Origin of the sequence: Rhodobacter flavimaris (assembly GCF_021378075.1) — a bacterium.
Lineage (GTDB): Bacteria > Pseudomonadota > Alphaproteobacteria > Rhodobacterales > Rhodobacteraceae > Rhodobacter > Rhodobacter flavimaris.
Map to the genome: position 1 here is coordinate 162,886 of NZ_JAJUOS010000001.1, position 26,428 is coordinate 189,313.

The following is a 26,428-nucleotide window of genomic DNA, read 5'->3' on the forward strand; positions in this document are numbered from 1 at the left end:
AACGACTATGTTCAAGAATTTCACCGGAGGCGGCCGTAAAGCCGCAACAAACGAAAAGGTCGTCCCCTTCGCGAAGGCGGATGGCGCGGCGCAGCCGGTCCAGCAGGTTCCGCCGCAGGTGGTGACGCCCGAGGATGCCGAGCTGATCAAGTCGCTCGAACTCAAGAGTCGGCTGCACGATGCGCTGCTGGACCGACTGAACCTTGCTGTACTCGACAAGGTGGTCCCCGAGGAACTGCGCCGTGAAGTAGCTGCCCTAGTCACGGAGGAGCTGCGGGAAAGCAACACGCCGCTGCGTCAGGATCAATTCAAGAGGCTCGTCGACGAACTGTTGGATGAGGTTCTGGGCCTTGGCCCGCTTGAACCCCTGATTGCCGACCCGACCATCAACGATATCCTCGTGAACGGCCACAAGAACGTCTACGTCGAGCGTCACGGCATTCTTGAACGCGTTCAGGTGCGTTTCCGCGATGAGCGCCACCTGTTGCGCATCATCGACAAGATCGTCTCGCGGATTGGCCGCCGCGTCGACGAAAGCAACCCTTGGGTGGACGCTCGTCTTGAAGACGGTAGCCGCGTCAACGCCATCATCCGTCCATGCGCCATTGATGGGCCGAGCATCTCGATCCGGAAGTTCTCGCGCAACCCGTTGACCCTTGACCGTCTTGTGCAGACCGGTGCGCTGAACGAACAGGCGGCGAATTTCCTCAAGGCGCTGGTCGAAGCGCGCATGAACATCCTGATTTCGGGTGGTACGGGCTCGGGTAAGACGACATTGCTGAACGCGATTTCTGCTTTCATCGATCATCGTTCGCGCGTTGTGACGATCGAGGATGCGGCGGAACTTCAGCTTCAGCAAGAGCACGTTGTGCGCCTTGAAACGCGACCGCCGAACCCGAACGGGCAAGGCGCCGTGCATCAGCGCGACCTGGTGCGCAACGCGCTGCGTATGCGTCCCGACCGTATCATCGTCGGCGAGGTGCGTGGCGCGGAAGCGTTCGACATGCTTCAGGCGATGAACACTGGGCACGATGGTTCGATGACCACCGTCCACGCCAACTCGGCGCGCGACGCAATCAGCCGGGTCGAGCAGATGGTTTCTATGATGGGGATGGAGATGCCGCTGAGCGCGATCCGCGCTCAGATCGCCTCGGGGCTGCACATTATCGTGCAGTTGACCCGCCTTTCGGATGGCCGTCGCCGGGTGGTGAGCATCAGCGAGATCACCGGACAGGAAGGTGACATCATCACGATGCAAGACATCTTCGTCTTCCGTAGGAAGGGCAAGGCTGAAGACGGGACCATCATCGGTGAGTTCATTCCGACTGGGATTCGCCCGCGTTGCGCTGATGCACTGATCGCTGCGGGCATTCCCGTGCAGCCCTCCGACTTCATGGTCCCGAGGAGCTAACCCATGGATTTCGCGCTTCATAACCAGAACCTGATTTATCTGATCTACCTAGGGATTGGCCTTGGGGTGCTGCTGGTTTTCACCGCTTTCACTCAACTGGTCAGCCGGCGTGAGAATCGGACTGAAGCGCGCAGCCGACGTATGAAGATGGTAGCCGAGGGGCGCTCGGCCGAGGAGCGGTTGCAACTTCTGCGTCCGCCTCCGCGCGAAGGTATCCTGGCGCGCCTTCCCTTCATCGGCGGATTACCGCAGTACATGCGGCGCGCAGGTCTGACCATGCGCCCCGAAACATTTCTGACAATCTGCGTCGGTATCGCGGTGCTTGTCTCTACGACGCTGATGCAGATGCTGACACCGGTTCTGGCGATCGCTGCGGGTATTGCCGTAGGCATCATTCTTCCTGTGGGCGCCCTGCAACTGAAGACGAGCCGTCAAAATCGTGCCCTGATGATGCAATTGCCGGATGCGTTGGACATGATGGCGCGCGGTCTCAAGATCGGCCATCCGCTGAGCACTTCCATCGGCTCGGTCGCGCGCCAGATGAACGATCCGATCGGGACCGAGTTCGGGATCATCTATGACCAAGTCAGTTATGGCGACGACCTTCCAGATGCGTTTCATGAATTCGCCGAGCGGGTCGATCTGGAGGATGCGTTTTACCTGGCGGCCAGTATTGGTATTCAGCATGGCACCGGGGGCGACCTTGCGAGGGTGCTTGAGGTGTTGGCCAAGGTGATCCGTGGGCGCATAACGATGCGGCGCAAGATCAAGGCAATCTCGTCGGAGGGACGCGCCTCTGCGTACTTTCTCTCCTTGGTGCCGGTTGCCATGTATGGTTTCACATCGATCACCGCGCCAAACTATTACGGCGGGATCAAAGATGATCCCTACTACCTGCCGATGATGGGGATCATCACTGTTCTGGTGGTCCTGAACGGGTTGGTTTTGCGTAAGCTTGTAGATTTCCGGATCTGAGGGGGAGGGCCGAATATGCTCGAGCAAATCGAAAAACTGGCGGTCCGCTACGACATTCCGCCACAGGTTCTGATCGCGGTAGGGATCGCGCTTGGGGTCTTGCTGATCGTTTGGGGCGTCTATGCGATCTTCCTGCAGGATGATCACGTGGCCGAGCGCTTGGCCGCGATATCGGGCGGGCGGCACCAGGATCGCCTCGACATGGGTCTCCTGAAGTCGGCTGATCGTGGCCCGAAGGGGCTGATGCAGGCGTTCATCCCTTCTGACAGCGATAAGCGCGGTGAGCTGCAGCGCAGGCTCGACCAAGGTGGCGTGGCAAGTCCAAACGCACTACGCAATTTCATTATGGCGCGAGTGGTGCTGGCTGTGATGCTGCCGGGAGCCCTCATATTGCTTATCGTCGCGTCGAAAACGCCGGGCGTTTTCCTGCCCTTCGGTTTGACACAAGCCGTCGCCAGTATGACGACGATTTCCGTCTACAAGTACCTGACCATCCTTCTTCTGGCCGGATATTTCGCGCCGAACTACTGGCTCAACTATCGCGTCAGCGCCCGTCAACGGAAGATTGAAGAGGGATTCCCCAACGCGCTCGATCTGCTGCAGATTTCCATCGAAGCTGGGATGGGATTCGATGCGGCGATGACGCGGGTCGGAAATGAACTCGCTCACAGCACACCCGAGATCGCATACGAATTCCTCACGGTTCAGCGTCAGGTTCAGGCGGGACGAGCACGTGACGAGGCCATGAGCGATATGGCCAATCGTACCGGAATCGACTCGGTTCGCTCATTCGCAAATGTCGTCAGCCAGTCGATCCAATTCGGGACCAGTATGGCACAGGCGCTTACGACCTACTCCGAAGACCTGCGTCTTCAACGGGAATTGCGCGCGCAGGAGATGGCCAATAAGCTCCCGGTGAAGATGTCTGCGGTGATGGCTTCGCTGATGCTTCCGGCGCTGATCATGCTTTCGGTGGGGCCAGTAGTGATTCGATACATGCGGAGTTTCTGACAAGCTAGTGATTTACCGCGGTCCTCCGATTGTTTGGCGGATCGCGGCAAATGGCACGAGAAAGGGTGCATTATTGTCCCAACACCGCAACTAACCCGGCAATTTTCGCTGGGTTAGTTGACGTTCTTTCGAAACAGTCTGTTTAATTGACAGCTTGGGTAAGTATCTGCGATTCTAAAGCTATATTTTCGATTTCTTGTTTGTTCGGTTTTAGGAGAAGCCATGAAAGCTCTTGGTGAAGAACGCACTGGCTCGGACAAAATGCGTGTTATCGAGGCGGGCATGATTGGCGCGATTGCCCAGTGGTGCGAGTGCCTGCACGGTAAGGAACCGATTCTCAAGACGCTCGAGATTCTGGCTGTCAGCCTTGAGGCTGAGGCCATTGCGATCGCCCGTAGCCCGAAAGACGCTGGCACTGCGCCGCGCGTGATCGCGTTCGATCGCCGCGCGGCCGATGCGATGGGTGGTCGGCTCGATCATTCCTATGCGCGCAGTGTGCTGCGTGACTATTTCGACCGCGCGCGTGCGGGCACGATCTGGTTCAAGTCGATGGTCGAGGACAGCATTTCGCAAGACCTGCAGACTTTCCATTCGCGCCGTCATCTGAGCGAACTGGTCGTTATCCCGCTGGAAGTGGGCGAACGCACCATCGACACGCTCGAGATCCACTTCTTCGACCGTCCGCGCAACTACCAGCAAGCCTTGCTGAACATGTTGGGAGAGACGCTGACGCGCACCTGGCGTAACCGGGCGCGGGGTCTTTTCACCGAGGCGCTTCTGCGCGTGGAAGAAGCGCGTGCCTCGGCACAACCCGGACCGCCCATTCTCAGCGTCGAGAACCCGGCGCGCCTGAGCCGGGCCGAGTATCGCGTCTGCCTGCTTCTCAGCCGTGGCCGCTCGACCGATGCCGTCAAGGAAGAGCTGCACATCAGCGACTCGACCCTGCGCACGCATCTGTCCAATCTCTATGCCAAGACCGGCACGCATAATCTGGCAGAGCTGCTTTATTCGCTTGTCACCGCCGCGCCGTTCGGAGATTCTGGGTCAGGTTCCAGCAAAGTGGCCTGATGAACGCCGGATTATTGCCAATACTGCTGTTGTCGCCCGTCCTTGTCGCGGCGGGTGTCAGCGATCTTCGGATTATGCGGATTCCGAACAAGCTGGTGCTGATTGCGCTGGCCTTGTTCGTCGTAACCGCACCCTTGTTGACCTGGCACGAGATCGGAATGCGCGTTGCGGCCGCCGGGATCGTTTTCTCGATCGGCTTTGCGCTGTTTGTTGCGAATATGTTCGGCGGGGGGGATGTGAAGCTTCTGGCCGCGCTGATGCTGTTCGTGCCGTCAACCGCGCTGGTGCCGTTCGGCTATATTTTCAGCTTCTCGCTGCTCGTGGGGATCGTCTTCATCGTCGCGCTGCAAGCGTCACCGCTCAGCCGCAGGCTGGGATGGGTCAGCAGCCGTGCCAAGGGCAAGCTGCCGATGGGGATATCCATCGCACTCGCAGGCATCTTGCTGCCGATCGTCCTGATGGTCACCGCCTGAGCCCCGGCGCCGCAACGCCGGGCCATCGGTATTATCAGGCGCTCAGCGTGCGTAGCACTGCGACTTCTTGCCGAAGCCAGCGGGCGAACAGATCCAGCTACCGGACCCGATTGGCGCGTTGTAGGCGGCCAGAACCGGCTTTTCGGGGCTCGGGTTGCGCTTGGCAAGCCAATCGAACTTGGCGCTGCCTTTGCCCGCGACCGATTTCGCCACGAACTTGACGGTGGGAACGGCGATCACGCCGACCTGCTCCGCCTGAGCGGATTGGGCGGGCATGAGGGTGAACATACCAGCCGAGACCAGTGCAGCCAGGCTGGCCTGCTTCATCGATTTGATTAGCGACATTTTGCTCTGCCTATCACGAAGTTTCTAACGGCCAACGCCTTTGCCGGAGCGAGGACCAGAAGTCTTTTTCAGGTCTCCGGTTTGGGCAAAAAAAATATACCGGTCAAGCGCGGCGCTACCGGGGCCGTGGGGTGGCGAAACTGTGGCAGGGGAAAATGACAATGCGCGCGGAGGATTGTCCGCGCGCATTCAAGGGTTTAGATGTGTCGGTTCAGATCGGCAATATCTCGCCGGCTGACCCGTGCGTCATTCCAAGATGTGGTTTTTCACGCGCCAGTCGGGCTGACCGAAGCCTTCGGGCCAAGGGTAAACCTCAAGCTGGTTGAAGTAGACCACACCCACGAGATTCGGATACTCGGCCTTGGTCTTGCGGACCGAGTTGTCCCAGTCGTTCACATAGCCTTCCTTGCCGACGTAGCCGAGCTCCGCGACCACGACGGGCTTGCCGTATTTCGACGCGCGCTCATACCGCGGGGCGAAGATATCATCGAAAGTCTGATCGCGACCAATCTTGGCCTGATCCCAAGCCTGAAGGCCGAAGACCGTCAGGCCGATCAGGTCGGCGTAATCGTCACCTGGGTAGTAGGTGTCCATGTCCTCGTTGCCGAGCGGCGACCACATCAGGGTGATGTTGGGCGCCGAGGCTTTGCAGACATCGACCATGCGCTTGTAGGCGGCGATGTAATCGTCCGGCTTCCAGCCCGACCAGATGAACTGGCCGCTGCGGTCGTCCATCTCGTGCATAAAGCGCAGCGTTACCGGGCTTTTCAGCGTGCCAAGCACATCGCAGACCGCCTTCATGTTGGCATCGTATTCACCGGCGAAGATACCTCGGCGCAAGTATTGCGCGGTGTTGCGCTCGCTGCGCGACCAGGTCCAGGGCTCCAGCGTCACCAGAAGCGCGCGATTACGCTCGAGCGCATAGGCATCCGCATCGTTGAGCGAGGGCAGATAGACGTCCTCCCACGGCAGGAAGAGCTCCTCGATCACGACCTGCTTGTCGTCGATAAAATCGCCATCCGGGTCATAGACCCCGAAAGGCACATCGCCGGGCGGGGCAGCTTGAACGGCTGCCGCCGTCAAAATGGCACCCAGCACTGTCGCAAGTGCCGATGCCACGCCTTTGCGTAAGCCGCCGCTTTGTCCTCTGAGTTCCATGTTTCACCTCCACTGGCCGAACTGGCCAATTGCCTCCCACAGCTCCGTGTTGAAACGGAACCGAACCTCGCCCGGCTTGCCCATGCCCGCGCCGGACACAACGTATTCTGCTTGCGTGACGCCCACTGGCGACAAACCATAGATGAGCGCTTGCAGGCTCTCTTCGCCGCGCATCCACAGCGCGGTTCCAGTCAGCAGGGCGATCACCGCCAATGTCCCGGTCTGGGCCACGACCGCCTGTCGCTGTTCGCGCCAGTCGATCCGGTTTTCGATCAGGTGGCGGACAATCGTGACCGCTACAAGACTCAAGTATAACATAGTGTTGACGAGAGAGAGTAAATAGAACCCGCGCGCTTCTGTCACACCTCCGATAGCGATGACCGGAACCAGCGCGCCAAGCGCCAGAAGCGCATAGACCGCCACGATTTTTCCGGGCAGCCGTACCGAGGCCGCGGTGCCCTTTGGGGTAATGCGAAAATCGACGAAACGCCCCGTCACCCGATCCCAAACGGCCATTCCGCAGCCCCAGACCACCCACGGCCATTGGAGGGTGACGAACAGAGCTTTTTCCCAGGCGATCACTTTGGCGTCGCGCGGGCGGAAGAACCCGTCGCGGCGCATCGAATAGGCAAAGGTGATCATCACCAGCACTGCGGGCAACGCGTGCCCCAGAAACGCCGGATAGGTCACATCGGCGATGCGGATGTCGAATGTGACCGCGATGAACGGCACCAAATACATCATCGCCATGCTGACCGCGAAGAACACATACCAGGTCTGGCACAGTAAAAAGAGCAGCTTCAGCCGCAGCGGCATCGTGCCCAGGTATCGCGGGGTGTGGCGCAGCAGCAGGCTCAGCAGGCTGCGCGACCACTGGAATTCCTGCGTGACCAGATCGGGCAGGTTTGCCGGGCCATCGCCAATCGCGATCGCGTCGATCGCGTGCACGCCGCGCCAGCCGCCCGAGGCCATTAGCATCGTGGTCGAGTGATCCTCGGCCAGTTCCGGGCCAAGGCCGCCCACCTGTTTCAGCGCCGCCGTCCGCACCGCGTAATGCGAGCCGATGCACATGGGCGTCAGAACGCCGGTATAGCCCGCCTGAAAGACGCCGTGGAACGCGGCCTCGGAGTAAAGCCGAGTGCGCGCCGACCAGCTTTGCGCGGCATTCGCGCCACAGATTGACGGGGCCGAGACATAGCCCACCGCAGGGTCGGCAAAGGGGCGCAGCATCTCGCGCAGGTAGCCCGGCTGGGGGACGTGATCGGCGTCAAGCTGACTGACGATGTCGTAATCGCGATAGCCCCAGGTGTCGTAGAAATAGACCAGATTGCCTTCCTTGCAGCGAGTGCGGCGCGGCCATTCGGCGCGGTGATAGGCCGCGATCCCCTTGCGCGACGAGATCTTGACGCCGTGGGTCGCGCACCAGGCGATAGTCTCGGGCGCGGGGTCTTCGTCGGCCAGCCAGGTGTCATGCGGGTAGTCCTGCGCCAGCATCGACTCGAGCGTCTGGCGCACCACCTCGAAGGGCTCGGAGGGGGTCTTGGTGACGATCATCGCAACGCGCCACTGGCCGGGTTGCGGCGCAGGGGCGATGCTGCGGCGGGCCTGTAGGAAGATCAGCACGAAATAGAGCTGCATCCCGTAGATCCAGGCCATTGCGCCGGTCACAATGGCAAAGCGCCAGACGCCGATCACATGCTCGGGGCGCAGCCACCATGACCAGAACCACCCCGCCGCAATCAGCCATGCCCCTGCGACCAGGTGATATTTGAACGCACGCCAACCGGTCGTCATCGGAGCAAGGAATGGACGCTCCTCGGTGGGCGTCTGGCGGGAGGGCAGGGGCTGCGGTGTCATCTCAGCCGTCCCGGGAATGGCCGAACCACGGGGCTGCATGGGCGGCGATCTCCCCCAGATCGCGGTATTTCGCGGTAAAGCCCAGCAGTTCGGCGGCGCGCGCAGCGTCGGCGGTCAGCTCGGCCGGGTCGCCCGCACGGCGCGGGGCCTCGACCAGCGGCACCTTGCGGCCCGTCGCCCGTTCGACGGCGGCCACGACCTGACGGACCGAGGCGCCGACGCCCGTCCCGAGGTTCAGCGCGAGGTTCTCGCCCCCGCGCGCCAGATGCTCCAGAGCCAGCAGATGCGCGCGCGCCAGATCGGCGACGTGGATATAGTCGCGGATGCAGGTGCCGTCTGCGGTCGGGTAGTCGGTGCCAAAGATCTGCAGGGGCGGGGCCTGACCGGACGCCGCCATCAGGGCCAGCGGCAAGATGTGCGTCTCTGGGTCGTGGCGCTCGCCGATTTCACCCTCGGGGTCGGCACCGGCCGCGTTGAAATAGCGCAGCGCGGCAAAGCTTAGCCCATGCGCCGCGGCGGCATCGCGCAGCATCCACTCGCAGATCAGCTTGGTGCGCCCGTAGGGGTTGATCGGGTTCTGCGGTGCGTCCTCTCGGATTGGCAGGGTGTCAGGCGTGCCATAGGTCGCGCAGCTGGACGAAAAGACGATCTGGCCGACATCCGCCTGCCGCATCGCATTCACCAGCGCGATCATCCCGCCCACGTTATTGGCGTAATAGGTCTCGGGCGCGCCGACACTCTCGCCGACATAGGCGAGGGCCGCGAAGTGGATCACCGCCTCGATCCGGTGCTCGCGCAGGGTCTGCGTCAGCAACGCCTCGTCGCGCATATCGCCCACGACGAGCGGCCCCCATCGCACCGCGTCCGCGTGCCCGCGCGACAGGTTGTCATAAACGACCGGCGTGCGCCCCGCCCGGTGCAGCGCCTTGCTGCAGTGAGAGCCGATATAGCCTGCGCCGCCGGTAACAAGAATCCGCCCTGGTAGGCCGTCGCTCAAGCAGATCGCTCCTTCGTTCGGGCGTTGCGCAGGATTTCCTCGCGGAAATAGGCCAGCGTCGGCCCAAGCCCCTCGCGCAACGAGACCTTGGGCGCCCAACCGAGCAGCCGGTTCGCCCGCCCGATATCGGGGCAACGCTGATGCGGGTCATCGCGCGGCAACTCGCGATGCACGATGTGCGAGGCAGATCCGCTCAGCTCAAGGATCATGCCCGCAACCTGAAGCACCGTATATTCGCCGGGGTTGCCCAGATTGACCGGGTCGGGGCCCGCCGTGTCGGTGTTCATCAGCGCGATCAGCCCGTCCAGCATGTCGTCAATATAGCACAGCGAGCGCGTCTGCTTGCCATCGCCATAGACCGTCAGCGGCAGCCCCGAAAGCGCCTGAACCGAGAAGTTCGAGATCACGCGACCATCCTCGGGGTCCATACGCGGCCCGTAGGTGTTGAAGATCCGCGCGATCCGGACATCGGTATTCCGGCGCAGGTGAAAGTCGTGAAACAGCGTCTCGCTGGCGCGCTTGCCCTCGTCATAGCACGAACGCGGGCCGACGGTGTTCACCAGCCCCCGATAATCCTCCCGTTGCGGGCTGATGTCGGGGTCGCCGTAAACCTCGGAGGTCGAGGATTGCAGGATGCGCGCGCCCTTGCGTCCGGCAAGCTCCAGCAGGTTGATCGCGCCGATCACCGAGGTCTTGAACGTATGCACCGGGTGCAACTGGTATTTCGGCGGAGAGGCCGCGCAGGCGAGGTTGTAGATCTGCGCCACCGGCCCCTTCACGTCGAAGGGGTGCACGATGTCATGCAGGAAAAAGCCGAAGCCGGGGTGACCGATTAGATGGGCGATATTTTCCATCCGTCCGGTTTCGAGATTGTCGATGCAAACGACATACTCCCCGGATCTGACCAACCGATCGCAAAGATTGGAACCAATGAACCCCGCGCCACCCGTGACAACAATGTGGCCGCGCCTTGCGGCGGACCCGACCTTGGGGCCGGGATCAGGGATGAAGGTCGGAAGATCGTTCATGATTACCCTCTCAACCGAAGCCTTTGCTCGGCGGCACTCTGGCGTGGCGGGTGTCGTCCGAAAAAGCCTCTATTTCAAAAGCATAGATGAGTTTCTTCAGCAATACCTTGAGGCTGCTCAAGTTATAGATGCAACGTCAATGAATATTATGGAGTGTTTGGTAAAATTGCTGGAAGAATGCGCCGAGACCTATCCAAAAGGATAGTAACACGTGTCGCGCGCGCGGGATGATCCGATGGATCTGTGGCGATTTCATGGCGCGCGAAATGGGCAGGGGCTATTACTGATTCTACCTATCCGCGAACGGCCTCGGTGCTGGCCGCGCGCAGTTTCAGGATCTGCCGCAGCGCCTCTTGCGGGGGGATGGTGGCGAAAATGTCGGCCATCATCTTCAGGTCCGCGCTGATCCCGGCGCGCCAGCCGCGCTTGGCGTGCTTCATGGGGCTTGCGACGCCCGGCCAGCGAACCACGCGCAGGCGCAGCCGGTGATGCAGCCACAGCCGGTTCATGAAGACCTCAAGCCCGAAGCGCGGCAGCTCGGTCAGAGCTTGAAGTTGGGCTGCAAGGATATGTCGCGGCAAAACCCGCTCTCCCGAGATGTAATCAAGCCCGATCAGCCGCCAGGGTGCAGGAGCGTTCCCGCGTAGGCTGATCGTGGCCTGAACCGCACCGCTGCGCACGGGCTCGATCAGCGCGGTCAGGGCGTCTGGCGTCAGGCCAAGCAAATCGGCGTCGAGCAGCAGCAGATGGCTGCCGCGCGCTGCGGCGATGCCAGCCACCACGGCGCGGGTCTTGCCGCCGTTGGGCGTTTGCGTCAGCACCCGGACGCCAAAGCCACGGGCGATCTCGGCCGTGTCATCCGAGGAGCCATCGTCGATCACGATGACCTCGTCGATCAGCGGATGATCCGCGACGGCGCCCAGAACCTGCGCGATGCGCGGCCCTTCGTTATAGGCCGGGATGAGGCAGCTTAGCGTGAAGGGATCGTGGGTCATGCGGGCCTCTTGCGGGTGCAGCGGCGGTTCAGCCAGATCGCGCCGAAAAGCAGCGTGGCGACAAGCAGGGCAAGCGAGCCGCGGAAGATCCAGCCCTCGATCTGCCCATAGGCCGCGCCGAAACCGTAGCCGAGGGCGACGAAGAACAGGCTTTTGGGGATCGAGGCGGCAAGGTTTACCCAGGAAAACCGCCAGACATTCATTCGGGCCATTCCGGCCGCGATCAGGATGGCGGCGCCTGCGCTATGGGTCCATTTGCCGAAGATCAGGATGCGCGCACCCTTCTTGCGGAACTGCCCTGCCAGCAGTTCCAACCGGGCAGGGCGCAGCCCAAGTCGGCGCAGAATGCCCTGCGGAAGATGCGCAAGGCCCCAACGACCAAGCGAATACCAAATCAGATCTCCAATCAGGTCGGCCAGAACCACGACCAGCGTGACACGCCACAGATCCATCAGATGCTGGCTGGCTAGCCAGGCGGCAATGACGGTGACGATGGGGCCCTCGATGACGGCAATCGGTGCAACAAGCGTCAACCCATGCTTCGAGATCAGCGCGATAACGGTCTCAAGTCCAATCATAGCGGGTGTTCGCTCGGTACCATTTTTGTCCCGCGCCAGTCGAAATTACGCGACCGCCAGGTGACGGCCCAAAGCGCGGGCAGCATGGCGTCACGGATGACGAATGCCAGCAGATCGCGCGCGCCCGCGGGCCAGCCCGCGACCCGCGCGAAGAGCCACTCGGCGCCATACCAGACCAGCGGTAGAACAGCGGGAACCCAAGCGGGCAGCGCGCCCGTCAGCCACAGCGCGATGCTTAGCGCCAGCGGCAGGAGCGGGCCTTGCAGGATCTCGGCGGCGAAGAGCAGGGCGAAGCCGTCGCGGCGCACCTTGGACCAGCGCAGCTGGCGCTGCCAGATCGTTTTGGCCGCGCGCTGGCCGATGGGTTGCGCGAAAAGCGTGCGCGGCAGGCGTACGCGCAACCCCTGTTCGCGCACGAATTTGGTGGCAGCCACGTCCTCGGCCATGTTGCGGCCAAGGGCCTCGAGCCCGCCGCCCCGGATCAGGATATCGCGGCGCCAGAACAGCGTCTTGCCCTGCGCGAACCCTAGGCCCACGGCGTCGGCCGCAAGCTGCCAGCGCGCCTGACAGGTGTTCAGGAAGGCACATTCGACCGCGCCCCAAAGGTTCTCGGGGCGGATGCCTGCGGGGGGCGCACTGACCAGGCCGGTGTCTTCCTGCCAAGCGGCCACGAGATCGCGCAGATAAGTGTGCGGCAGCAGAAGGTTCGAATCCGCCATCGCCAGCCAGTCATGGTGCGCGGCGGCGATGCTCTTTTGCAGGTTGTTCAGCTTGGGGTTCGCGGTGATGCGGTCCTCGCCGATCAGCAGGCGGGCCTCGGTGCCCGGATGCGCGGCGATCAGGTCGCGCACAAGCTGCACCGCGGGGTCATCCTCATGTGCCGCGCAAAAGATCACCTCATAGGCCGGGTAATCGAGCCCGAAGGACGAGGCCAGCGTCTCGGCATCGAAGGGGTCAAGGCCGCAGACCGGACGGATCAGCGTGATCGGTGGCAGGACCGTAGGCGCCTCGGGCGTGGCGGGGCGGCGATAGCGCAGCCCCGCCAGCAGGGCAGTGAGCAGGTGCAGGCCGAGGGTGAATGCCAGTCCGAGTGCCAGAAGATAGGTCATGCCAGTTGCTCCCGCAGGTTGCTTGCCGGGATCGCCTCGGGCGACCATTCCAGCAGTTGCAGGCGTCCGTCCTCAAGCTCGATCAGGGCGGTCATGCTGTCCACCCAGTCGCCGCAATTGGCGTAGATCGCGCCGTCTTCCTCGCGCAGGGCGGGCTTGTGCGAGTGGCCGCAGATGATGCCGTCGTGGCCGCTATCACGTGCCAAGGCGCGCAGGCGGCCTTCGAACCCGTCGCCCATGGCCAGCAGGTGGTTGATGCCCGCAAGCGCGATCTGGATCAGGCTGCGCTCGCCCTCGGACAGGTTGCGGCGGCGGCGCAGCCACTGGTCGATCCGGCGCAGCAGGGCATCGCAGCGGCTGCCGATCCGCGTCATCAGGTGCCAGCGCAGGATGCGCATGTCGCATTGATCGCCATGCAGCACGAGGTAGCGCCGCCCGTCGGCGGCCTCGTGGGTCACGCGCTCGGCCACGGTGATCGCGGGCAGCGGGCGGGGGAAGTTCACGCGCATCTCGCGGTCGTGGTTGCCATAGAGATAGATCACCTCGCGCCCGGCGGCGACCTGCGCCCCGAACCAGTCGATGATCGCGTCATGTGTCTCGCTCCAGTGCACGGCGGCGGGGTGCCAGATGTCGAGGATATCGCCGACGAGGTAGATCCGCTGCGCTTCGACCCCCTGCAGGAACTCGAGGATGCTGGCGGCACGAGAGCCGCGCGCCCCCAGATGCAGGTCCGATATGAACAGGCTGCGGGCGCTGAGCTTGGGCGAGGCGTGCTGCATGACGAGGCTCCGTCTGATTCCGCCTCAGCTATCGCAACTTGCTGTATCGGGAATGTGACGCAGCCCCCAGATCGGGTTATTTGCCGTCCACGACCTTGTAGTAGTGGTAGGCCATGATCAGCGCGAGCCGCCGCGCGGGGCCAAGCTCAAACCGCTTGGGCGGTGCGCGGTAGAAATTGGGCAGGGCGGTGTCGCGCCCAAGCGCCAGGTCGGCCATCTGCGCGCCACACCACGTCCCCATCGCAACCCCGTTGCCGTGATAGGCAAAGGATGCAAACGCGCGCGGCCAGTCGCCGATCTGACCCACGAAAGGCACCAGATCGCGCGCAAGGTTGGCCAGCCCCGACCAGAACCAGGGCGTCTCGACCTCGCGCCAGGCGGGGAACATGGTGTCGAAGTCGCGCCGGATCTCGCGCCGGATCGCGGCGTGGTCGGCGGGCGTCCAGCGCACACCGCCGCGCATCCCGAACAGCATCTGGCGGTTAGGCATCAGACGGAAGTAGTGCAGCAGGTTGCGCGAGTCATATGCCATCAGGTCGCTCGACCAGCCTTGTGCGGCGATCTCATCGTCGCTTAGCGGTCGCGTGACGATGACCGAGCTTTGCACCGGCAGGTAACGCGCGCGCATCCAGTCAGGCAGGTTTTCCGAGGAATATCCGTTTGTAGCCAGCAGTATATGGCGCGCCCTTAATGTGCCACCCGAGCTGCGCAGAACATAGTCCTCGCCCGCGCGGGTGATCTGTTCCACCATGCTATGGGAGTAGATACGCCCGCCAAGCCGGGTGACGGCCTCGGCCAGACCAAGCACGTATTTGCGGGGGTTGAGGCCGAAGCCAAGCCGCACATGCAGCGCGCCATGCATACCTTGCGCGGCCAGCCCTTCGGATGCCAGTTCGGTCGGGCCGATCAGGCGCGTCTCGCATCCCAGATCCCGCGCCAGTGTCGCGGCGTCGTCGCGCATCTCCTTGAAGGCGGCGGGGCGGTGGGCGAGTTGCACCTCACCATCGGAATGACGGTCGAGTTCAATCCCATAGCGCGCGGCGATATCGGCGACCGCCTCGATCGAGGCGACCTCGGCGGCGCGGTGGCGCGCCAGCTCCTCGGCGCCATAGCGGCGCAGCAGCGTCGCACCGCTGGCCTTGGCGCCGCCCATGCAGCAAAACCCGCCATTCCGCCCCGAGGCGCCCCAGCCCGGCGCATGCATATCAAGCACGGCCACATCTGCGCCAGCCTCGGCCAGACGCAAAGCCGCCGAAAGGCCCGTGAAGCCACCGCCGATCACGGCAAACTCGGCCCGCGCTTCGCCCACGAGCGGCGCATAGTCAGGCGTTTGAGGGGCGGTCGAGACCCAGTAGCAGCCGTCAAGCGACTGCGCCGCATAGGCGGCCGGTTCGTAGATATGCTTCAGCATGGGATCACGGGGAGAAAGGGTGGGGCGGCGCGAACGCCGCCCGGATCACAGTTTGGTGCCTTCCAGCTCTTCCTGGCGCTGGCGGCGGATCGCGTTCTTCGAAATCAGCGAGGTGGTAATCACCCCGGTCGCCACGATCCCGATCATGATTGTCGAGAGCGCGTTGATCTCGGGCGAGACCCCAAGTCGCACCGCCGAGAAGATCTTGATCGGCAGCGTTGTCGAGGACGGGCCAGAGGCAAAGGAGGCGATCACCAGATCGTCGAGCGACAGCGTGAATGCCAGCAGCCAGCCCGAGATCACCGCCGGGGTGATGATCGGCAGCGTCACCGACTTGAACGCGTCGAAGGGCGAGCAGCCCAGATCCAGCGCCGCCTCTTCGAGGGAGCGGTCAAAGGTCATCAGGCGCGAGGACACGACGACCGAAACGTAGCACATCGAGAAGGTCGTATGCGCCAGCACGATGGTGAAGATGCCGCGATCAAGGCCGATAGCGATGAACAGCAGCAAGAGCGACAGACCGGTGATCACCTCAGGCATCACCAGCGGCGCGTAGATCATGCCCGAAAACAGTGTCCGGCCAAAGAAGCGCCCGCCGCGCACCATGACGTAAGCCGCCATCGTGCCCAGAATGGTCGCCGCAGTCGAGGACATTACGCCCACGCGCAGCGTCACCCAGGCAGCATCGAGGAACTGCTTGTTGTGCAGCAACTCGCCATACCACTTGGTCGAGAACCCGGCCCAGACCGTCACCAGCTTCGAGGCGTTGAAGCTGTAGAAGATCAGGATCATCATCGGTAGGTAAAGGAAGGCGAACCCCAACGTCAGCGAGGTGACGTTGAACCAACTCATGCTCCGGTTCATCGGCCGGCCTCCTCTTGCTTTTGCTGGTTGCGCTGGAACAGCACAATCGGGATCACCAGCAGCAGCAGCAGCACAACCGCCACCGCAGCGGCCACCGGCCAGTCGCGGTTCGAGAAGAACTCTTCCCAAAGCACCTTGCCGATCATCAGCGTCTGCGAGCCGCCCAGAAGCGACGGGATCACGAACTCACCAAGCGCCGGGATGAACACCAGGAAGCAGCCTGCGATCATGCCCGGGCGCGACAGCGGCAGGGTGACCAGCCAGAAGGCTTTCCCGCGCGAGCAGCCAAGATCGACCGCCGCCTCGATCAGCGAGCCGTCCATTTTCTCAAGCGTGGCGTAGATCGGCAGGATCATGAAGGGCAGGTAGGTATAGACGATGCCGATGTAGACGGCCGTCGGAGTGTTCATGATCTGGAGCGGTTCCGAGATCAGCCCGGTCCACAGCAGGAACTGGTTCAGCAGCCCCTCGTTGGCGATGATGCCCACCCAGGAATAGACGCGGATCAGGAACGAGGTCCAGAACGGCAGGATCACCAGCATCATCAGCGTGGGGCGCCATTCATCTGGCGCCTGCGCCATAGCATAGGCGATCGGGTAGCCCACCAGCAGCGTCAGGAAGGTCGATATCGTCGCGATCTGGAGCGAGCTGAGATAGGACTTCCAGTAAAGGCTGTCCTCGGTCAGGAAGATGAAGTTCTCGAGGTCCAGCTCCGAGAAGAACTCCTTGATCCCGGTCCAGCCGGCGGACAGGTCCAGCACCGGCCAGTAGGGCGGGATCGCGATGGCCGTATCCGAGAGCGCGATTTTCACCACGATCAGGAACGGCACCAGGAAGAACCCCATGAGCCACAGGTAGGGGACAAGGATCAGGGCGAGGCGACGCAGGTTCATGGCTTACCTCGTCAATACGACGCCGGCGGTGTCAGTCCAGCTCAGCCAGACCTCGTCTTCCCAGGTGAAGTCGCGACGCGACAGGCGGCGCGCGTTGGTCATCTGGGCCGAGATCATCTGCCCGGTTTCCAGCTCGACGCGGTAGGTCGAGATGTTCCCTAGATAGGCGATGTCATGCACCTTGCCGCGGATGCGGTTGGCGCGCGTCGGATCGGGTTCGCGGCCGACGTGGATCTTTTCGGGGCGGATCGCGAAGAACACCTTCTGGCCCGCGGTGACCGGCTCGCCGATGGTGGCGTGGATCGGCTCGGCGCCCTCTGCAAAGGCGATATCGACCTTGCCGTCGCCGGTGGGCGCTGCGGCGCCCTCGATGATGTTCACCTCGCCGATGAAGTCCGCGACATAGACCGAGTTCGGCGTCTCATAGATCCCCGCCGGGGTGGCAACCTGCACCAGCTTGCCGTGGTCCATGACCGCCACGCGGGTAGCGACCGTCATCGCCTCTTCCTGGTCGTGGGTCACGATCACGAAGGTGGTGCCGGTCTTCTCCTGAATATCCATCAGTTCGAACTGCGTCTCTTGCCGCAGTTTCTTGTCGAGCGCGCCAAGCGGTTCATCCAGCAGCAGCAGCTTCGGCGCCTTGGCCAGCGAGCGCGCCAGCGCCACGCGCTGACGCTGACCGCCCGAGATCTGATGCGGCTTGCGCTTGGCGAATTGCTCCAGCCGGGTCAGGCGCAGCATCTCCTGCACGCGATCACCGATCTTGTCCTTGGGCATGTCCGACCGCTTGAGGCCGAACGCGATGTTGTCCCAGACCGTCAGGTGCGGAAACAGCGCGTAGCTTTGGAACATCATGTTGACGGGCCGCCGGTTCGGCGGGATCGGCGCGACATCAACATCATCCAGCCAGATCTTGCCCATCGTCGGGTCTTCGAAACCCGCCAGCATCCGCATCAGCGTGGTCTTGCCGCAGCCAGAGGGACCGAGCAGCGCGAAGAATTCGCCGCGATAGATATCAAGATTGAGATCGTCCACTGCGGTGAAGGTGCCGAATTTCTTCGTCACGCCCTCAAAGCGGATCAACGGTGCCTGATTGGGATCTTCCCAAGGGGCAAAGACTTTCTGGGGATTGGCTTCGGCCATCACGCCCTCGACTGGCTACGGAGAGGTTAGGGAAAACGTGAACCGCGCCCGGGCGGGGCCAGGGCGCGGTCATGTCAGGCTTGTCTTAGGTGCCCGACTTGATCTTGGTCCAGAGGCGGGTCACCGTGCGCTGTACCTTCGGATCGTAGGCGGTGACGGTGTAGAGGTTCGCCATCGTCGCCTCATCCGGGTAGATCGCCGGGTCGCCGATCACGTCCTCGACCAGGAATTCCTGCGAGGCCTTGTTGCCGTTGGCGTAGTAGACGTAGTTCGAGGCTGCGGCCATGTTCTGCGCGTCCATGATGAAGTTCAGGAACTTCATCGCGCCAGCCGGGTTCGGGGCGTCGGCCGGGATTGCCATCTGGTCGAACCACATCAGGGCGCCTTCCTTGGGCGCATTATAGGCGATCTCGACGCCATTGTCGGCCTCGGCCGCACGGTCGCGCGCTTGCAGCATGTCACCCGACCAGCCGAAGGCCACGCAGATCTCGCCGTTGGCGAGCGCGTTGATGTATTCCGAGCTGTGGAACTTCGAGACATAGGGCTGGATCGCCATCAGCAGCGGTTCGACCTTGGCAATGACTTCCTCGTCCTTGCTGTCCGGGTCTTCGCCGATGTATTTCAGCGCTGCCGGGATGATCTCGGTCGGAGCGTCGAGGAACATGACGCCACACGAGGCCAGCTTTTCCATGTTCTCGGGCTTGAACACGAGGTCGAGCGAGTTGATCGGCGCGTCCTCGCCCAGCACTTCCTTGACCTTGCCGACGTTCACGCCGAGGCCGGTGGTGCCCCACATGTAGTTGATCGAGTATTCGTTGCCGGGATCGTACTTGGCGGTGCGCTCCTTGATCGCATCCCACAGGTTGCCCGAGTTCGACATCTGCGCGAAGTCGAGCTTCTGGAACACGCCGGCCTGGATCTGACGCTCAAGGAACGAGCCGGTCGGAACCACGACGTCATAGCCCGAGCCACCGGCGAGCAGTTTGGTCTCGAGCACTTCGTTCGAGTCGAACACGTCATAGATCAGATCGATGCCGGTCTCGGCCTCGAACTTCTCAAGCAGCGCCTCGTCGATATAGTCGGACCAGTTATAGACCCGCACCTCTTCTGCCAGGGCCGAGCCACCCGCGAGGGTCAGGGCGGCAATCGGAAGCCACATCGTCTTCATGTTAAATTTCCCCATTGGTTTTCGGTTGCGTTTGTTGTTTTCATTAGTTTGATCAAATTGCGTACGATGACGCAACGAATTTTTCGTCTTGGCATGGCCGCCAGCCAAGGGCATCCTTTTGGGAACGTCAAGGAGTAATCGAATTTTGAACGCCGAGCTGCAAAAACAGCCAGCGCATGAAAGCGTTTATCGCGGATTGCGGACCATGATCCTCGGGGGCGACTTCGCGCCGGGGCAGGCGGTCACGATCCAGGGTCTGGTGGAGCTGTTGGGCGCCGGGATGACCCCCGTGCGCGAGGCGATCCGCCGTCTGATCTCGGAAGGGGCACTCCAGTTTCAGGGGAATCGGCGCGTTTCGGTGCCCGAACTGACCCTCTCGCAGATCGACGAAATCCTTTATGCAAGGACCGCACTTGAGCCTGAGTTGGCCCGGCGCGCCGCGCAGAAGATAACTCCGACGCATATATATGAGCTGCGCACGATTGATGACGCGCTGAATGCCGCCATCGCGCGGGGTGATGTGAAGGCGTATCTGCTGCAGAACTACCGCTTCCATATGACGCTTTACTCGGTCGCCCAGGCCGAGGTTCTCCTGCCGCTCGTTCAGGCACTCTGGCTGCGCTCGGCGCCGTCCTTGCGGGTCATGTGCGGGCGCTTCGGAACGCAGAACCTGCCCGACATGCATATAGAGGCGCTCGACGCCTTACGGGCAGGCGATGGCGAGGCCGTAGCCGAGGCAATCCGGCAGGATATCGCGCAGGGGCTTGAGAATGTGCGCGCTGTTCTGGTCGGCGACTGAGGCGAAATCTGCAATATGATCAAATCGTCTTGACGGCTTAAATTTTGATCATATTGTGAATTGCAGGAACTGCGATACGCCCCGGTTTTCGTTCGTGCCGGAGCCGAGTCGCGGCAGACATTCCATTGCGTCCAGCCGAGAGATACTCACATGATCGAAAATCACCTGCCGACTGCCGAACTTCAGGCGCTTGACGCTGCCCACCACATGCACCCGTTCACCGATGGCGATGCGCTCTCCAAGAAGGGCGCGCGGATCATCACCCGTGCCAAGGGTGTCTGGCTGACCGATTCCGAGGGCAACGAGATCCTCGACGGCATGGCAGGTCTGTGGTGCATGAACGTCGGCTATGGCCGCGAGGAACTGGCCGAGGTTGCCGCGCGCCAGATGCGCCAACTGCCTTTCTACAATACGTTTTTCCAGACCACGCATATCCCCGCGATCGCGCTGGCCAAGAAGCTGGCCGAACTCGCGCCGGGCAATCTGAACCATGTCTTCTTCAACGGTTCGGGCTCGGATTCGAACGACACCAACATCCGCATGGTGCGCCACTACTGGAACGTGAAGGAACAGCCCGAGCGCACGGTCATCATCTCGCGCTGGAACGGCTATCACGGCTCGACCATGGGCGCGGCCTCGCTTGGCGGGATGAAGGGGATGCACAAGCAGGGCGGCCTGCCGATCCCGGATATCGTCCATATCGACCAGCCCGACTGGTGGAGCGAGGGCGGCGACATGACGCCCGAGGAATTCGGCTTGGCCCGCGCGCAGGAGCTTGAGGCGAAGATCCTCGAAGTCGGGCCCGAGAAGGTCGCAGCCTTCATCGGCGAGCCGATCCAGGGCGCCGGTGGCGTGATCGTGGCGCCGGACACCTATTGGCCCGAAATCCAGCGCATCGTGAAGAAATACGGCATCCTGCTGATCGCGGACGAGGTGATCTGTGGGTTTGGCCGCACCGGTAACTGGTTCGGCTGCCAGACCCTCGGGATCGAGCCCGACATCATGACCGTCGCGAAGGGTCTGACCTCGGGCTACATCCCGATGGGCGCCTCGCTCGTCTCGGACGAGGTGGCTGCGGTCATCAATTCGGGTGACGAATTCGCGCATGGCTACACCTATTCGGGCCACCCGGTCGCCGCTGCCGTGGCGCTGGAAAACCTGCGTATCCTTGAAGAAGAGGGCGTGATCGATCGCGTCCGCTCGGAAATCGCGCCCTACCTGAAGGCCAAGTGGGAAAGCCTGACCGATCACCCGATGGTGGGCGAGGCCAAGATCGTCGGCATGATGGGCTCGATCGCGCTGACCCCGAACAAGGCAACCCGCGCGGCTTTCGCCGCCAAGGCGGGCACTATCGGCCTGATCACGCGCGAGCGTTGCTTTGCCAACAACCTCGTCATGCGCCATGTCGGTGACCGGATGATCATCTCGCCGCCGCTGACCATCACCAAGGCCGAGATCGACGAGCTGATGGTGCGGGCGCGCAAGTCGCTCGACGAGGCCTACGAGAAGATCAAGGCCGAGGGCCTGTGGCAGGAAAAGGCCGCCGAGTGATCGACTTGACAGGGGCGCCTTCGGGCGCCCTTCTCATGTCAGACCGGAGGCACACATGACCCAATTGAACGCAGCGCTCGAAGAACGGCTGGTCCGTTACGCGGCCGTCGATACTCAAAGCGACGAATCGAGCACCACATCGCCCTCGACCGCGATCCAGTTGGATCTGGCGCGGATGCTTGAGGCCGAGCTGATCCGGATCGGTGCGCAGGATGTGCGTGTCACCGATTATGGCGCGGTGCTGGCGACGATCCCCGGCACGGTCGAGGGCGGCCCGGTCATCGGCCTGCTGGCCCATATGGATACTGCGCCCGCCTATAACGCGACCGGCGTGAAGCCGCGCGTGATCCGGGGCTATAACGGCGGCGAGATCACCTTTCCCGACGCGCCGAACCTGCGCCTGACGCCCGAGGCCGCGCCTTATCTGGCCGAGAAGGTGGGGCACGATCTCATCACCGCCTCGGGGGCGACGCTTCTGGGCGCCGATGACAAGGCGGGCATCGCCATTCTGATGACCATGGCCGAGCAGCTTCTGGCAGACCCGTCGATCCCGCACGGCACGCTGCGCATCGCCTTCACCCCTGACGAGGAGATCGGCCAGGGCGTCGATGCGCGGATGCCTGTGGATCTGGGGGTGGACTTTGCCTATACGCTCGATGGCGGCGCTGTGGGCGAGATCGAATACGAGACCTTCTCGGCTGATGGCGCCAAGGTGAAGGTCGTGGGTGTCTCGACCCATCCGGGCACGGCCAAGGGCAAGATGGTCAACGCGCTGCACCTGGCCGCGAAGATCATCGAGATGCTGCCGCAGGCTACCGAAACCCCCGAGGTCACCGATGGGCGCGACGGTTTTTGGCACATCACCAACATGGGCGGCACGGCCGCCGAATGCGAAATGTCGATAATCCTGCGCGATTTTGAGCGTGACGGGCTGGCCGCGCGCGGCGAGATGCTGCGCAAGGTCTGCGAGGCCGTCGCCGCGACCGAGCCCCGCGCCACGATCACCTGCCAGATCAAGCCGCAATACCGCAACATGCGCTACTGGCTGGAGAACGACATGACCCCGGTCGAGCTTGCCCGCGCGGCCTGCCGCGCCGAGGGGGTCGAGCCGCTCTCGGTCCCGATCCGCGGCGGCACCGATGGTTCGCGCCTGACCGAGATGGGCGTGCCTTGCCCCAACATCTTCACCGGCATGCAAGAGATCCACGGGCCGCTCGAGTGGATCTCGGTGCAGGATATGGCGGTCGCGACGCGCGTCTGCCTGCGTCTTGTGCAGGACGCCGTGCCGCGGGACTGACACCGGGTCATTTCACCACGAGGTGAACCACCCCGGCTTGCAAGGGGCGCAGGCCGGGTCTAGCGTTGGGCCGTAATACTCTGAGTTGAGCGTAAGGCTTTGCAACCAGATGGCATTCGACGCGCATATTCCCCTTGGTGGCGTCCTAGGCGGAGCATTGGCCCATCATGGCTGAGGCTGTTCTGACAGCCGTTCGCGGCCCGGTTCTGGACATCCGCATCGGCGGGCCGCTGCCCGAGATTGGCGAGGCCGTCGAGATCGCGGGCCCTTCCGGGTCCGTGATGGCCGAGGTGCAGGCGCATCTGGCCGCCGACCGGGTGCGCGCGATTGCCTTGCAGGGCACGCAGGGGCTTGCGCGTGGGGCGACGGTTCGGCTGACGGGCGCTGCGCTGACGGTGCCGGTGGGCTCGGCCGTTCTGGGGCGGCTTTTGAACGTCATGGGGCGGACCGGCGACAATGGCCCGGCCTTGCCCGCCGATACGCCGCTGCGCGCGATCCACCAGCCTGCGCCGACCCTGTCCAGCCAGCGCGCCCATACCGAGGTCTTCTCGACCGGGATCAAGGTGCTCGACCTTCTTGCGCCACTGGGGCAGGGCGGCAAATCGGCCATGTTCGGCGGCGCAGGCGTGGGCAAGACAGTTCTGGTGATGGAACTGATCCGCGCCATGGTCTCGAGCTACGATGGTATTTCGGTTTTCGCGGGCGTGGGTGAACGCTCCCGCGAGGGGCATGAGATGCTCAACGAGATGCGCGACTCCGGTGTGCTCGACCAGACCGTGCTTGTCTATGGCCAGATGAACGAACCCCCCGGCGCGCGCTGGCGCGTGCCCTTAACCGCGCTGACCATGGCCGAGCATTTTCGCGACGCCGATGGCCGTAACGTACTGCTCCTTATGGATAATGTCTTTCGCTTCGTGCAGGCCGGGGCCGAGGTGTCGGGGCTTCTGGGCCGGATGCCCTCTCGTGTGGGTTACCAGCCGACGCTGGAAACCGAAGTGGCCGCGCTTCAGGAACGCATCGCCTCGGTCGGCAAGGCGGCGGTGACGGCGATTGAGGCCGTCTATGTGCCCGCCGACGATTTCACCGACCCGGCCGTCGCCGCGATCTCGGCGCATGTGGACAGCACGGTGATGCTCTCGCGCCAATTGGCGGCCGAGGGGATCTACCCGGCGATCGACCCGATTGCGACGACCTCGGTCCTGCTCGATCCCGGCGTTGTGGGCAGTGAACACGTCCAGACCGCCGCCGACCTGCGCGCGCTGATCGAGCATTACCACGAGTTGCGCGACGTCATCACGCTTCTGGGCGTCGAGGAACTGGGCCGCGAGGAGCGCCTGCTGGTGGGCCGTGCGCGCAAACTGCAACGTTTCCTCACGCAACCCTTCTTCGTCGCCGCCGCCTATACCGGGATGGAGGGGCGCTCGGTCCCCGTGGCCGAGACGGTCAAGGGCTGCCGCGCGATCCTGACGGGCGAGTGCGACGAGTGGGACGAGAACTCGCTTTACATGATCGGGACGCTCGACGAGGCGCGCGGCAAGGAACAGGCCCGGCGCGGATCGAAGGAGGCGGCCTGATGCTAAGCCTGCGCATCGCAACCCCCATGACCGTCGCCGTCGATGCCACTCAGGTGCGTTCGGTGCGGGCCGAGGATGCCTCGGGCGCCTTCGGGGTCTGGCCCGGGCACGCCGATTTCCTGACGGTCCTGGGGGCCTCGGTTCTGCGCTGGCGGGGGCAGGGCGAGAAGGTCTGGCACTATTGCGCCTTGCGGGGCGGGGTTTTGCGCGTTGTCGATGGCGCCCGCGTCGAGGTCGCCTGCCGCGAGGCGGTCGTGGGCGACGATCTTGCCGCCCTTCAGGCCGTGGTCAGCGAGGACGCGGCCCGCCGCGCCGATGAGGCCCGGCGCGCGCGTGGCGAGCAGATGCGCCTGCACACCCGCGCGATCCGCAGCTTGATGCAGCACCTTGGCCAGAACGGCGCGGACCCTCTGGCGGAGGAGTTCCGATGACCCCCGCCGAACGCTATGACCGCCCCGACAACGAACCCTTGGAGCAGGCCGCCGAGACCGCGCATTCCCGCGACAAGGCGGGCCGGGCGGACCGCGAGCCCTCGCTCGCGCGTCGTTTCGGGCAGATCGGCGTTCTGGGTTGGGTGATCGTGGGGCCGACGCTGGCGGGGATGGCGCTTGGGCGATGGGTCGATGGCATGATCGGCTTGGGCATCACGATTGCCGCTGCGGGGACGATGCTTGGCGCGGGGTTGGGCCTTTGGCTCGCGTTTCGATGGATGCACCAGCAATGAGCGATGCGATGCAATATGGGCTCGCCCTTGCGGCGGCGCTGGTGGGGCTTGGGGCAGGCTGGCTGCATTTCCGCTCGCTCCAGGCGCTGTCGGAGCGCATCGTGGCGGGTGAAAAGCGCGCCATCGTGCTGCAACTGGTGCGGTTGGTCCTGCTGGGGCTGTTCCTGTTTCTTTGTACACGCGGCGGCGCCCTGGTGCTGCTTGCGGGCGCGCTTGGCGTCTTCGCAGGCCGCGCCCTCGTGCTGCGCGCCGTGACGAAGGGGGAGCCATGAGCGAAAACCCCCTCTCGCTTCCGATTGCCTTTCAGATCGGCCCGGTCGAGGTTTCGACCCCTGTGGTCACCACCTGGGGCATCATGGCCGTGCTTGGCCTTGGCAGCTGGCTTTTGACCCGGCGCCTGGCGCTGCGCCCCTCGCGAACGCAGGCGGTGCTGGAACTGATCGTGACCACGATCGACGCGCAGATCGCCTCGGTCGTCGCGGGCGATCCGGCGCGGCTGCGCCCGCTGATCGGCACGCTTCTGATCTTCATCCTGACGGCCAACTGGTCCTCGCTCATCCCCGGGGTCGAGCCGCCCACCGCGCATCTCGAAACCGACGCGGCCCTCGCGCTGATCGTTTTCGTGGCAACCATCGTCGCGGGGGTGCGGGCCAATGGCACTCTTGGCTATCTCAAAAGCTTTGCGAACCCGACCTGGGTAATGATCCCGCTCAACCTGATCGAGCAGGTGACGCGGGCGTTCTCGCTGATGGTGCGCCTCTTCGGCAACGTCATGAGCGGCGTTTTCGTCGTTGGCATCCTGCTGTCGCTCGCGGGGTTGCTGGTGCCGATCCCGCTGATGGCGCTCGATCTGCTGACGGGCGCCGTGCAGGCCTATATTTTCGCCATCCTCGCGCTGGTCTTCATCGGATCGGCGATCGAGGAAGGCCATTCCCCCGATAAACCCGAAGCGAAGGAGGGTGCGGCATGACCCCGGCCGACTGGATCAAACTGGTAAGCGTCATCTCTGCGGCGGTGGCCGTGTCATTCGGAGCCATCGGTCCGGCATTGGGCGAGGGGCGGGCGGTTGCCGCCGCCATGGACGCTATCGCGCGCCAGCCCGAGGCTGCGGGAACCGTGTCGCGCACGCTCTTCGTGGGCCTCGCGATGATCGAGACCATGGCAATCTACTGCCTCGTCATCGCGCTTTTGCTGCTGTTTGCCAACCCCTTCGTCTGACA

At 63.3% G+C, this 26,428-nt stretch carries 29 protein-coding genes; 15 read left to right on the forward strand and 14 right to left on the reverse strand.

All coding sequences use genetic code 11. From position 1 onward, the window contains the following. The first annotated feature begins 7 nt into the window (after positions 1-7). From LZA78_RS00805 to LZA78_RS00825, 5 genes are all read left to right on the forward strand, one after another. On the forward strand, positions 8-1,411 hold the full coding sequence (locus tag LZA78_RS00805) for a TadA family conjugal transfer-associated ATPase (protein WP_233675058.1): 1,404 nt from the start codon (positions 8-10) through the stop codon (positions 1,409-1,411). 3 nt (positions 1,412-1,414) lie between these two features. Then, positions 1,415-2,386: a type II secretion system F family protein gene (locus tag LZA78_RS00810; protein WP_233675059.1), complete on the forward strand. Its 972-nt coding sequence runs from the start codon at positions 1,415-1,417 to the stop codon at positions 2,384-2,386. A gap of 15 nt (positions 2,387-2,401) precedes the next feature. Next, positions 2,402-3,397: a type II secretion system F family protein gene (locus LZA78_RS00815; RefSeq protein WP_233675060.1), complete on the forward strand. Its 996-nt coding sequence runs from the start codon at positions 2,402-2,404 to the stop codon at positions 3,395-3,397. Between the two features lie 222 nt (positions 3,398-3,619). After that, on the forward strand, positions 3,620-4,465 hold the full coding sequence (locus LZA78_RS00820; RefSeq protein WP_233675061.1) for a helix-turn-helix transcriptional regulator: 846 nt from the start codon (positions 3,620-3,622) through the stop codon (positions 4,463-4,465). A gap of 29 nt (positions 4,466-4,494) precedes the next feature. Next, positions 4,495-4,938, forward strand: coding sequence for an A24 family peptidase (locus tag LZA78_RS00825; protein ID WP_233675062.1), 444 nt, complete (start codon positions 4,495-4,497; stop codon positions 4,936-4,938). A 42-nt stretch (positions 4,939-4,980) separates the two neighbouring features. Here the strand turns inward: LZA78_RS00825 and LZA78_RS00830 are convergent, their stop codons facing one another. The 5 genes from LZA78_RS00830 to LZA78_RS00850 all read right to left on the reverse strand — a co-directional run bounded on the left by LZA78_RS00830 (position 4,981) and on the right by LZA78_RS00850 (position 10,323). After that, positions 4,981-5,283, reverse strand: a complete 303-nt coding sequence (locus LZA78_RS00830) for a hypothetical protein (RefSeq protein WP_233675063.1) — start codon at positions 5,281-5,283, stop codon at positions 4,981-4,983. 246 nt (positions 5,284-5,529) lie between these two features. Next, on the reverse strand, positions 5,530-6,441 hold the full coding sequence (locus tag LZA78_RS00835) for a glycoside hydrolase family 26 protein (protein ID WP_233675064.1): 912 nt from the start codon (positions 6,439-6,441) through the stop codon (positions 5,530-5,532). A 3-nt stretch (positions 6,442-6,444) separates the two neighbouring features. Beyond that, the gene (locus LZA78_RS00840; protein ID WP_233675065.1) at positions 6,445-8,298 is read right to left on the reverse strand and encodes a glycosyltransferase family 2 protein; all 1,854 of its coding nucleotides are present in this window, start codon (positions 8,296-8,298) and stop codon (positions 6,445-6,447) included. A gap of 1 nt (position 8,299) precedes the next feature. Continuing rightward, positions 8,300-9,295 carry a UDP-glucose 4-epimerase GalE gene (gene galE / locus LZA78_RS00845; RefSeq protein ID WP_233675066.1) on the reverse strand — a complete coding sequence of 332 codons (996 nt, stop codon included), beginning with the start codon at positions 9,293-9,295 and terminating at the stop codon, positions 8,300-8,302. Further along, positions 9,292-10,323, reverse strand: coding sequence for a UDP-glucuronic acid decarboxylase family protein (locus tag LZA78_RS00850; RefSeq protein ID WP_233675067.1), 1,032 nt, complete (start codon positions 10,321-10,323; stop codon positions 9,292-9,294). Before LZA78_RS00850 ends, galE begins: the two co-directional genes overlap by 4 nt. On the opposite strand from LZA78_RS00850, the gene LZA78_RS00855 reads away from it, so the two are divergent. Continuing rightward, positions 10,322-10,528 (forward strand): hypothetical protein, encoded by a 207-nt coding sequence (locus tag LZA78_RS00855; RefSeq protein ID WP_233675068.1) that lies wholly within the window; start codon positions 10,322-10,324, stop codon positions 10,526-10,528. The two genes, LZA78_RS00850 and LZA78_RS00855, sit on opposite strands and share 2 nt — an antisense overlap. Before the next feature lie 88 nt (positions 10,529-10,616). Here LZA78_RS00855 and LZA78_RS00860 read toward each other — a convergent pair whose 3' ends face one another. From LZA78_RS00860 to LZA78_RS00900, 9 genes are all read right to left on the reverse strand, one after another. Further along, complete coding sequence (locus LZA78_RS00860) at positions 10,617-11,318, reverse strand: glycosyltransferase family 2 protein (RefSeq protein WP_233675069.1); 702 nt, start codon at positions 11,316-11,318, stop codon at positions 10,617-10,619. Then, positions 11,315-11,896 carry a DedA family protein gene (locus LZA78_RS00865; protein ID WP_233675070.1) on the reverse strand — a complete coding sequence of 194 codons (582 nt, stop codon included), beginning with the start codon at positions 11,894-11,896 and terminating at the stop codon, positions 11,315-11,317. The genes LZA78_RS00860 and LZA78_RS00865 overlap by 4 nt, the downstream gene beginning before the upstream one ends. Further along, complete coding sequence (locus LZA78_RS00870) at positions 11,893-13,005, reverse strand: ceramide glucosyltransferase (protein WP_233675071.1); 1,113 nt, start codon at positions 13,003-13,005, stop codon at positions 11,893-11,895. The genes LZA78_RS00865 and LZA78_RS00870 overlap by 4 nt, the downstream gene beginning before the upstream one ends. Beyond that, on the reverse strand, positions 13,002-13,784 hold the full coding sequence (locus LZA78_RS00875) for a UDP-2,3-diacylglucosamine diphosphatase (RefSeq protein ID WP_233675072.1): 783 nt from the start codon (positions 13,782-13,784) through the stop codon (positions 13,002-13,004). The genes LZA78_RS00870 and LZA78_RS00875 overlap by 4 nt, the downstream gene beginning before the upstream one ends. A 76-nt stretch (positions 13,785-13,860) precedes the next feature. Next, positions 13,861-15,195 carry an NAD(P)/FAD-dependent oxidoreductase gene (locus tag LZA78_RS00880; protein ID WP_233675073.1) on the reverse strand — a complete coding sequence of 445 codons (1,335 nt, stop codon included), beginning with the start codon at positions 15,193-15,195 and terminating at the stop codon, positions 13,861-13,863. A gap of 45 nt (positions 15,196-15,240) precedes the next feature. After that, positions 15,241-16,059: an ABC transporter permease gene (locus LZA78_RS00885; protein ID WP_233675074.1), complete on the reverse strand. Its 819-nt coding sequence runs from the start codon at positions 16,057-16,059 to the stop codon at positions 15,241-15,243. Then, on the reverse strand, positions 16,056-16,946 hold the full coding sequence (locus tag LZA78_RS00890) for an ABC transporter permease subunit (protein ID WP_233675416.1): 891 nt from the start codon (positions 16,944-16,946) through the stop codon (positions 16,056-16,058). The genes LZA78_RS00885 and LZA78_RS00890 overlap by 4 nt, the downstream gene beginning before the upstream one ends. A gap of 9 nt (positions 16,947-16,955) precedes the next feature. Then, positions 16,956-18,095, reverse strand: coding sequence for an ABC transporter ATP-binding protein (locus tag LZA78_RS00895; protein WP_233675075.1), 1,140 nt, complete (start codon positions 18,093-18,095; stop codon positions 16,956-16,958). A gap of 85 nt (positions 18,096-18,180) precedes the next feature. Continuing rightward, positions 18,181-19,263, reverse strand: coding sequence for a polyamine ABC transporter substrate-binding protein (locus LZA78_RS00900; RefSeq protein WP_233675076.1), 1,083 nt, complete (start codon positions 19,261-19,263; stop codon positions 18,181-18,183). A 142-nt stretch (positions 19,264-19,405) separates the two neighbouring features. Between LZA78_RS00900 and LZA78_RS00905 the strand changes: the two genes are divergently transcribed. From LZA78_RS00905 to LZA78_RS00945, 9 genes are all read left to right on the forward strand, one after another. Continuing rightward, the gene (locus LZA78_RS00905; RefSeq protein ID WP_438811049.1) at positions 19,406-20,062 is read left to right on the forward strand and encodes a GntR family transcriptional regulator; all 657 of its coding nucleotides are present in this window, start codon (positions 19,406-19,408) and stop codon (positions 20,060-20,062) included. Positions 20,063-20,212: 150 nt separating this feature from the next. Further along, positions 20,213-21,613: an aspartate aminotransferase family protein gene (locus LZA78_RS00910; protein WP_233675078.1), complete on the forward strand. Its 1,401-nt coding sequence runs from the start codon at positions 20,213-20,215 to the stop codon at positions 21,611-21,613. A gap of 55 nt (positions 21,614-21,668) precedes the next feature. Beyond that, entirely contained in the window at positions 21,669-22,910 is a 1,242-nt protein-coding gene (pepT, locus tag LZA78_RS00915; RefSeq protein ID WP_233675079.1) for a peptidase T, read from the forward strand. Positions 22,911-23,077: 167 nt separating this feature from the next. Further along, a complete protein-coding gene (atpD, locus tag LZA78_RS00920) occupies positions 23,078-24,484 on the forward strand; it encodes a F0F1 ATP synthase subunit beta (RefSeq protein WP_233675080.1) in 1,407 nt (468 codons plus the stop codon). Further along, positions 24,484-24,915 carry a F0F1 ATP synthase subunit epsilon gene (locus LZA78_RS00925; RefSeq protein ID WP_233675081.1) on the forward strand — a complete coding sequence of 144 codons (432 nt, stop codon included), beginning with the start codon at positions 24,484-24,486 and terminating at the stop codon, positions 24,913-24,915. Before atpD ends, LZA78_RS00925 begins: the two co-directional genes overlap by 1 nt. After that, positions 24,912-25,208, forward strand: coding sequence for an AtpZ/AtpI family protein (locus tag LZA78_RS00930; protein WP_233675082.1), 297 nt, complete (start codon positions 24,912-24,914; stop codon positions 25,206-25,208). The genes LZA78_RS00925 and LZA78_RS00930 overlap by 4 nt, the downstream gene beginning before the upstream one ends. Then, a complete protein-coding gene (locus LZA78_RS00935) occupies positions 25,205-25,480 on the forward strand; it encodes an N-ATPase subunit AtpR (protein WP_233675083.1) in 276 nt (91 codons plus the stop codon). Before LZA78_RS00930 ends, LZA78_RS00935 begins: the two co-directional genes overlap by 4 nt. Further along, positions 25,477-26,178, forward strand: coding sequence for a F0F1 ATP synthase subunit A (locus tag LZA78_RS00940; RefSeq protein ID WP_233675084.1), 702 nt, complete (start codon positions 25,477-25,479; stop codon positions 26,176-26,178). Before LZA78_RS00935 ends, LZA78_RS00940 begins: the two co-directional genes overlap by 4 nt. Further along, on the forward strand, positions 26,175-26,426 hold the full coding sequence (locus tag LZA78_RS00945) for a F0F1 ATP synthase subunit C (RefSeq protein WP_233675085.1): 252 nt from the start codon (positions 26,175-26,177) through the stop codon (positions 26,424-26,426). Before LZA78_RS00940 ends, LZA78_RS00945 begins: the two co-directional genes overlap by 4 nt. Positions 26,427-26,428 lie beyond the last annotated feature (2 nt).

Bases quoted from the DNA above. Each gene is read 5' to 3' on its own strand.
- LZA78_RS00805 (WP_233675058.1), top strand. From the start codon at position 8: ATGTTCAAGAATTTCACCGGAGGCGGCCGTAAAGCCGCAACAAACGAA.
- LZA78_RS00810 (WP_233675059.1), top strand. From the start codon at position 1,415: ATGGATTTCGCGCTTCATAACCAGAACCTGATTTATCTGATCTACCTA.
- LZA78_RS00815 (WP_233675060.1), top strand. From the start codon at position 2,402: ATGCTCGAGCAAATCGAAAAACTGGCGGTCCGCTACGACATTCCGCCA.
- LZA78_RS00820 (WP_233675061.1), top strand. From the start codon at position 3,620: ATGAAAGCTCTTGGTGAAGAACGCACTGGCTCGGACAAAATGCGTGTT.
- LZA78_RS00830 (WP_233675063.1), bottom strand. From the start codon at position 5,283: ATGTCGCTAATCAAATCGATGAAGCAGGCCAGCCTGGCTGCACTGGTC.
- LZA78_RS00835 (WP_233675064.1), bottom strand. From the start codon at position 6,441: ATGGAACTCAGAGGACAAAGCGGCGGCTTACGCAAAGGCGTGGCATCG.
- LZA78_RS00840 (WP_233675065.1), bottom strand. From the start codon at position 8,298: ATGACACCGCAGCCCCTGCCCTCCCGCCAGACGCCCACCGAGGAGCGT.
- LZA78_RS00855 (WP_233675068.1), top strand. From the start codon at position 10,322: ATGATTACCCTCTCAACCGAAGCCTTTGCTCGGCGGCACTCTGGCGTG.
- LZA78_RS00850 (WP_233675067.1), bottom strand. From the start codon at position 10,323: ATGAACGATCTTCCGACCTTCATCCCTGATCCCGGCCCCAAGGTCGGG.
- LZA78_RS00860 (WP_233675069.1), bottom strand. From the start codon at position 11,318: ATGACCCACGATCCCTTCACGCTAAGCTGCCTCATCCCGGCCTATAAC.
- LZA78_RS00865 (WP_233675070.1), bottom strand. From the start codon at position 11,896: ATGATTGGACTTGAGACCGTTATCGCGCTGATCTCGAAGCATGGGTTG.
- LZA78_RS00870 (WP_233675071.1), bottom strand. From the start codon at position 13,005: ATGACCTATCTTCTGGCACTCGGACTGGCATTCACCCTCGGCCTGCAC.
- LZA78_RS00875 (WP_233675072.1), bottom strand. From the start codon at position 13,784: ATGCAGCACGCCTCGCCCAAGCTCAGCGCCCGCAGCCTGTTCATATCG.
- LZA78_RS00880 (WP_233675073.1), bottom strand. From the start codon at position 15,195: ATGCTGAAGCATATCTACGAACCGGCCGCCTATGCGGCGCAGTCGCTT.
- LZA78_RS00885 (WP_233675074.1), bottom strand. From the start codon at position 16,059: ATGAACCGGAGCATGAGTTGGTTCAACGTCACCTCGCTGACGTTGGGG.
- LZA78_RS00895 (WP_233675075.1), bottom strand. From the start codon at position 18,095: ATGGCCGAAGCCAATCCCCAGAAAGTCTTTGCCCCTTGGGAAGATCCC.
- LZA78_RS00900 (WP_233675076.1), bottom strand. From the start codon at position 19,263: ATGAAGACGATGTGGCTTCCGATTGCCGCCCTGACCCTCGCGGGTGGC.
- LZA78_RS00910 (WP_233675078.1), top strand. From the start codon at position 20,213: ATGATCGAAAATCACCTGCCGACTGCCGAACTTCAGGCGCTTGACGCT.
- pepT (WP_233675079.1), top strand. From the start codon at position 21,669: ATGACCCAATTGAACGCAGCGCTCGAAGAACGGCTGGTCCGTTACGCG.
- atpD (WP_233675080.1), top strand. From the start codon at position 23,078: ATGGCTGAGGCTGTTCTGACAGCCGTTCGCGGCCCGGTTCTGGACATC.
- LZA78_RS00925 (WP_233675081.1), top strand. From the start codon at position 24,484: ATGCTAAGCCTGCGCATCGCAACCCCCATGACCGTCGCCGTCGATGCC.
- LZA78_RS00930 (WP_233675082.1), top strand. From the start codon at position 24,912: ATGACCCCCGCCGAACGCTATGACCGCCCCGACAACGAACCCTTGGAG.
- LZA78_RS00935 (WP_233675083.1), top strand. From the start codon at position 25,205: ATGAGCGATGCGATGCAATATGGGCTCGCCCTTGCGGCGGCGCTGGTG.
- LZA78_RS00940 (WP_233675084.1), top strand. From the start codon at position 25,477: ATGAGCGAAAACCCCCTCTCGCTTCCGATTGCCTTTCAGATCGGCCCG.
- LZA78_RS00945 (WP_233675085.1), top strand. From the start codon at position 26,175: ATGACCCCGGCCGACTGGATCAAACTGGTAAGCGTCATCTCTGCGGCG.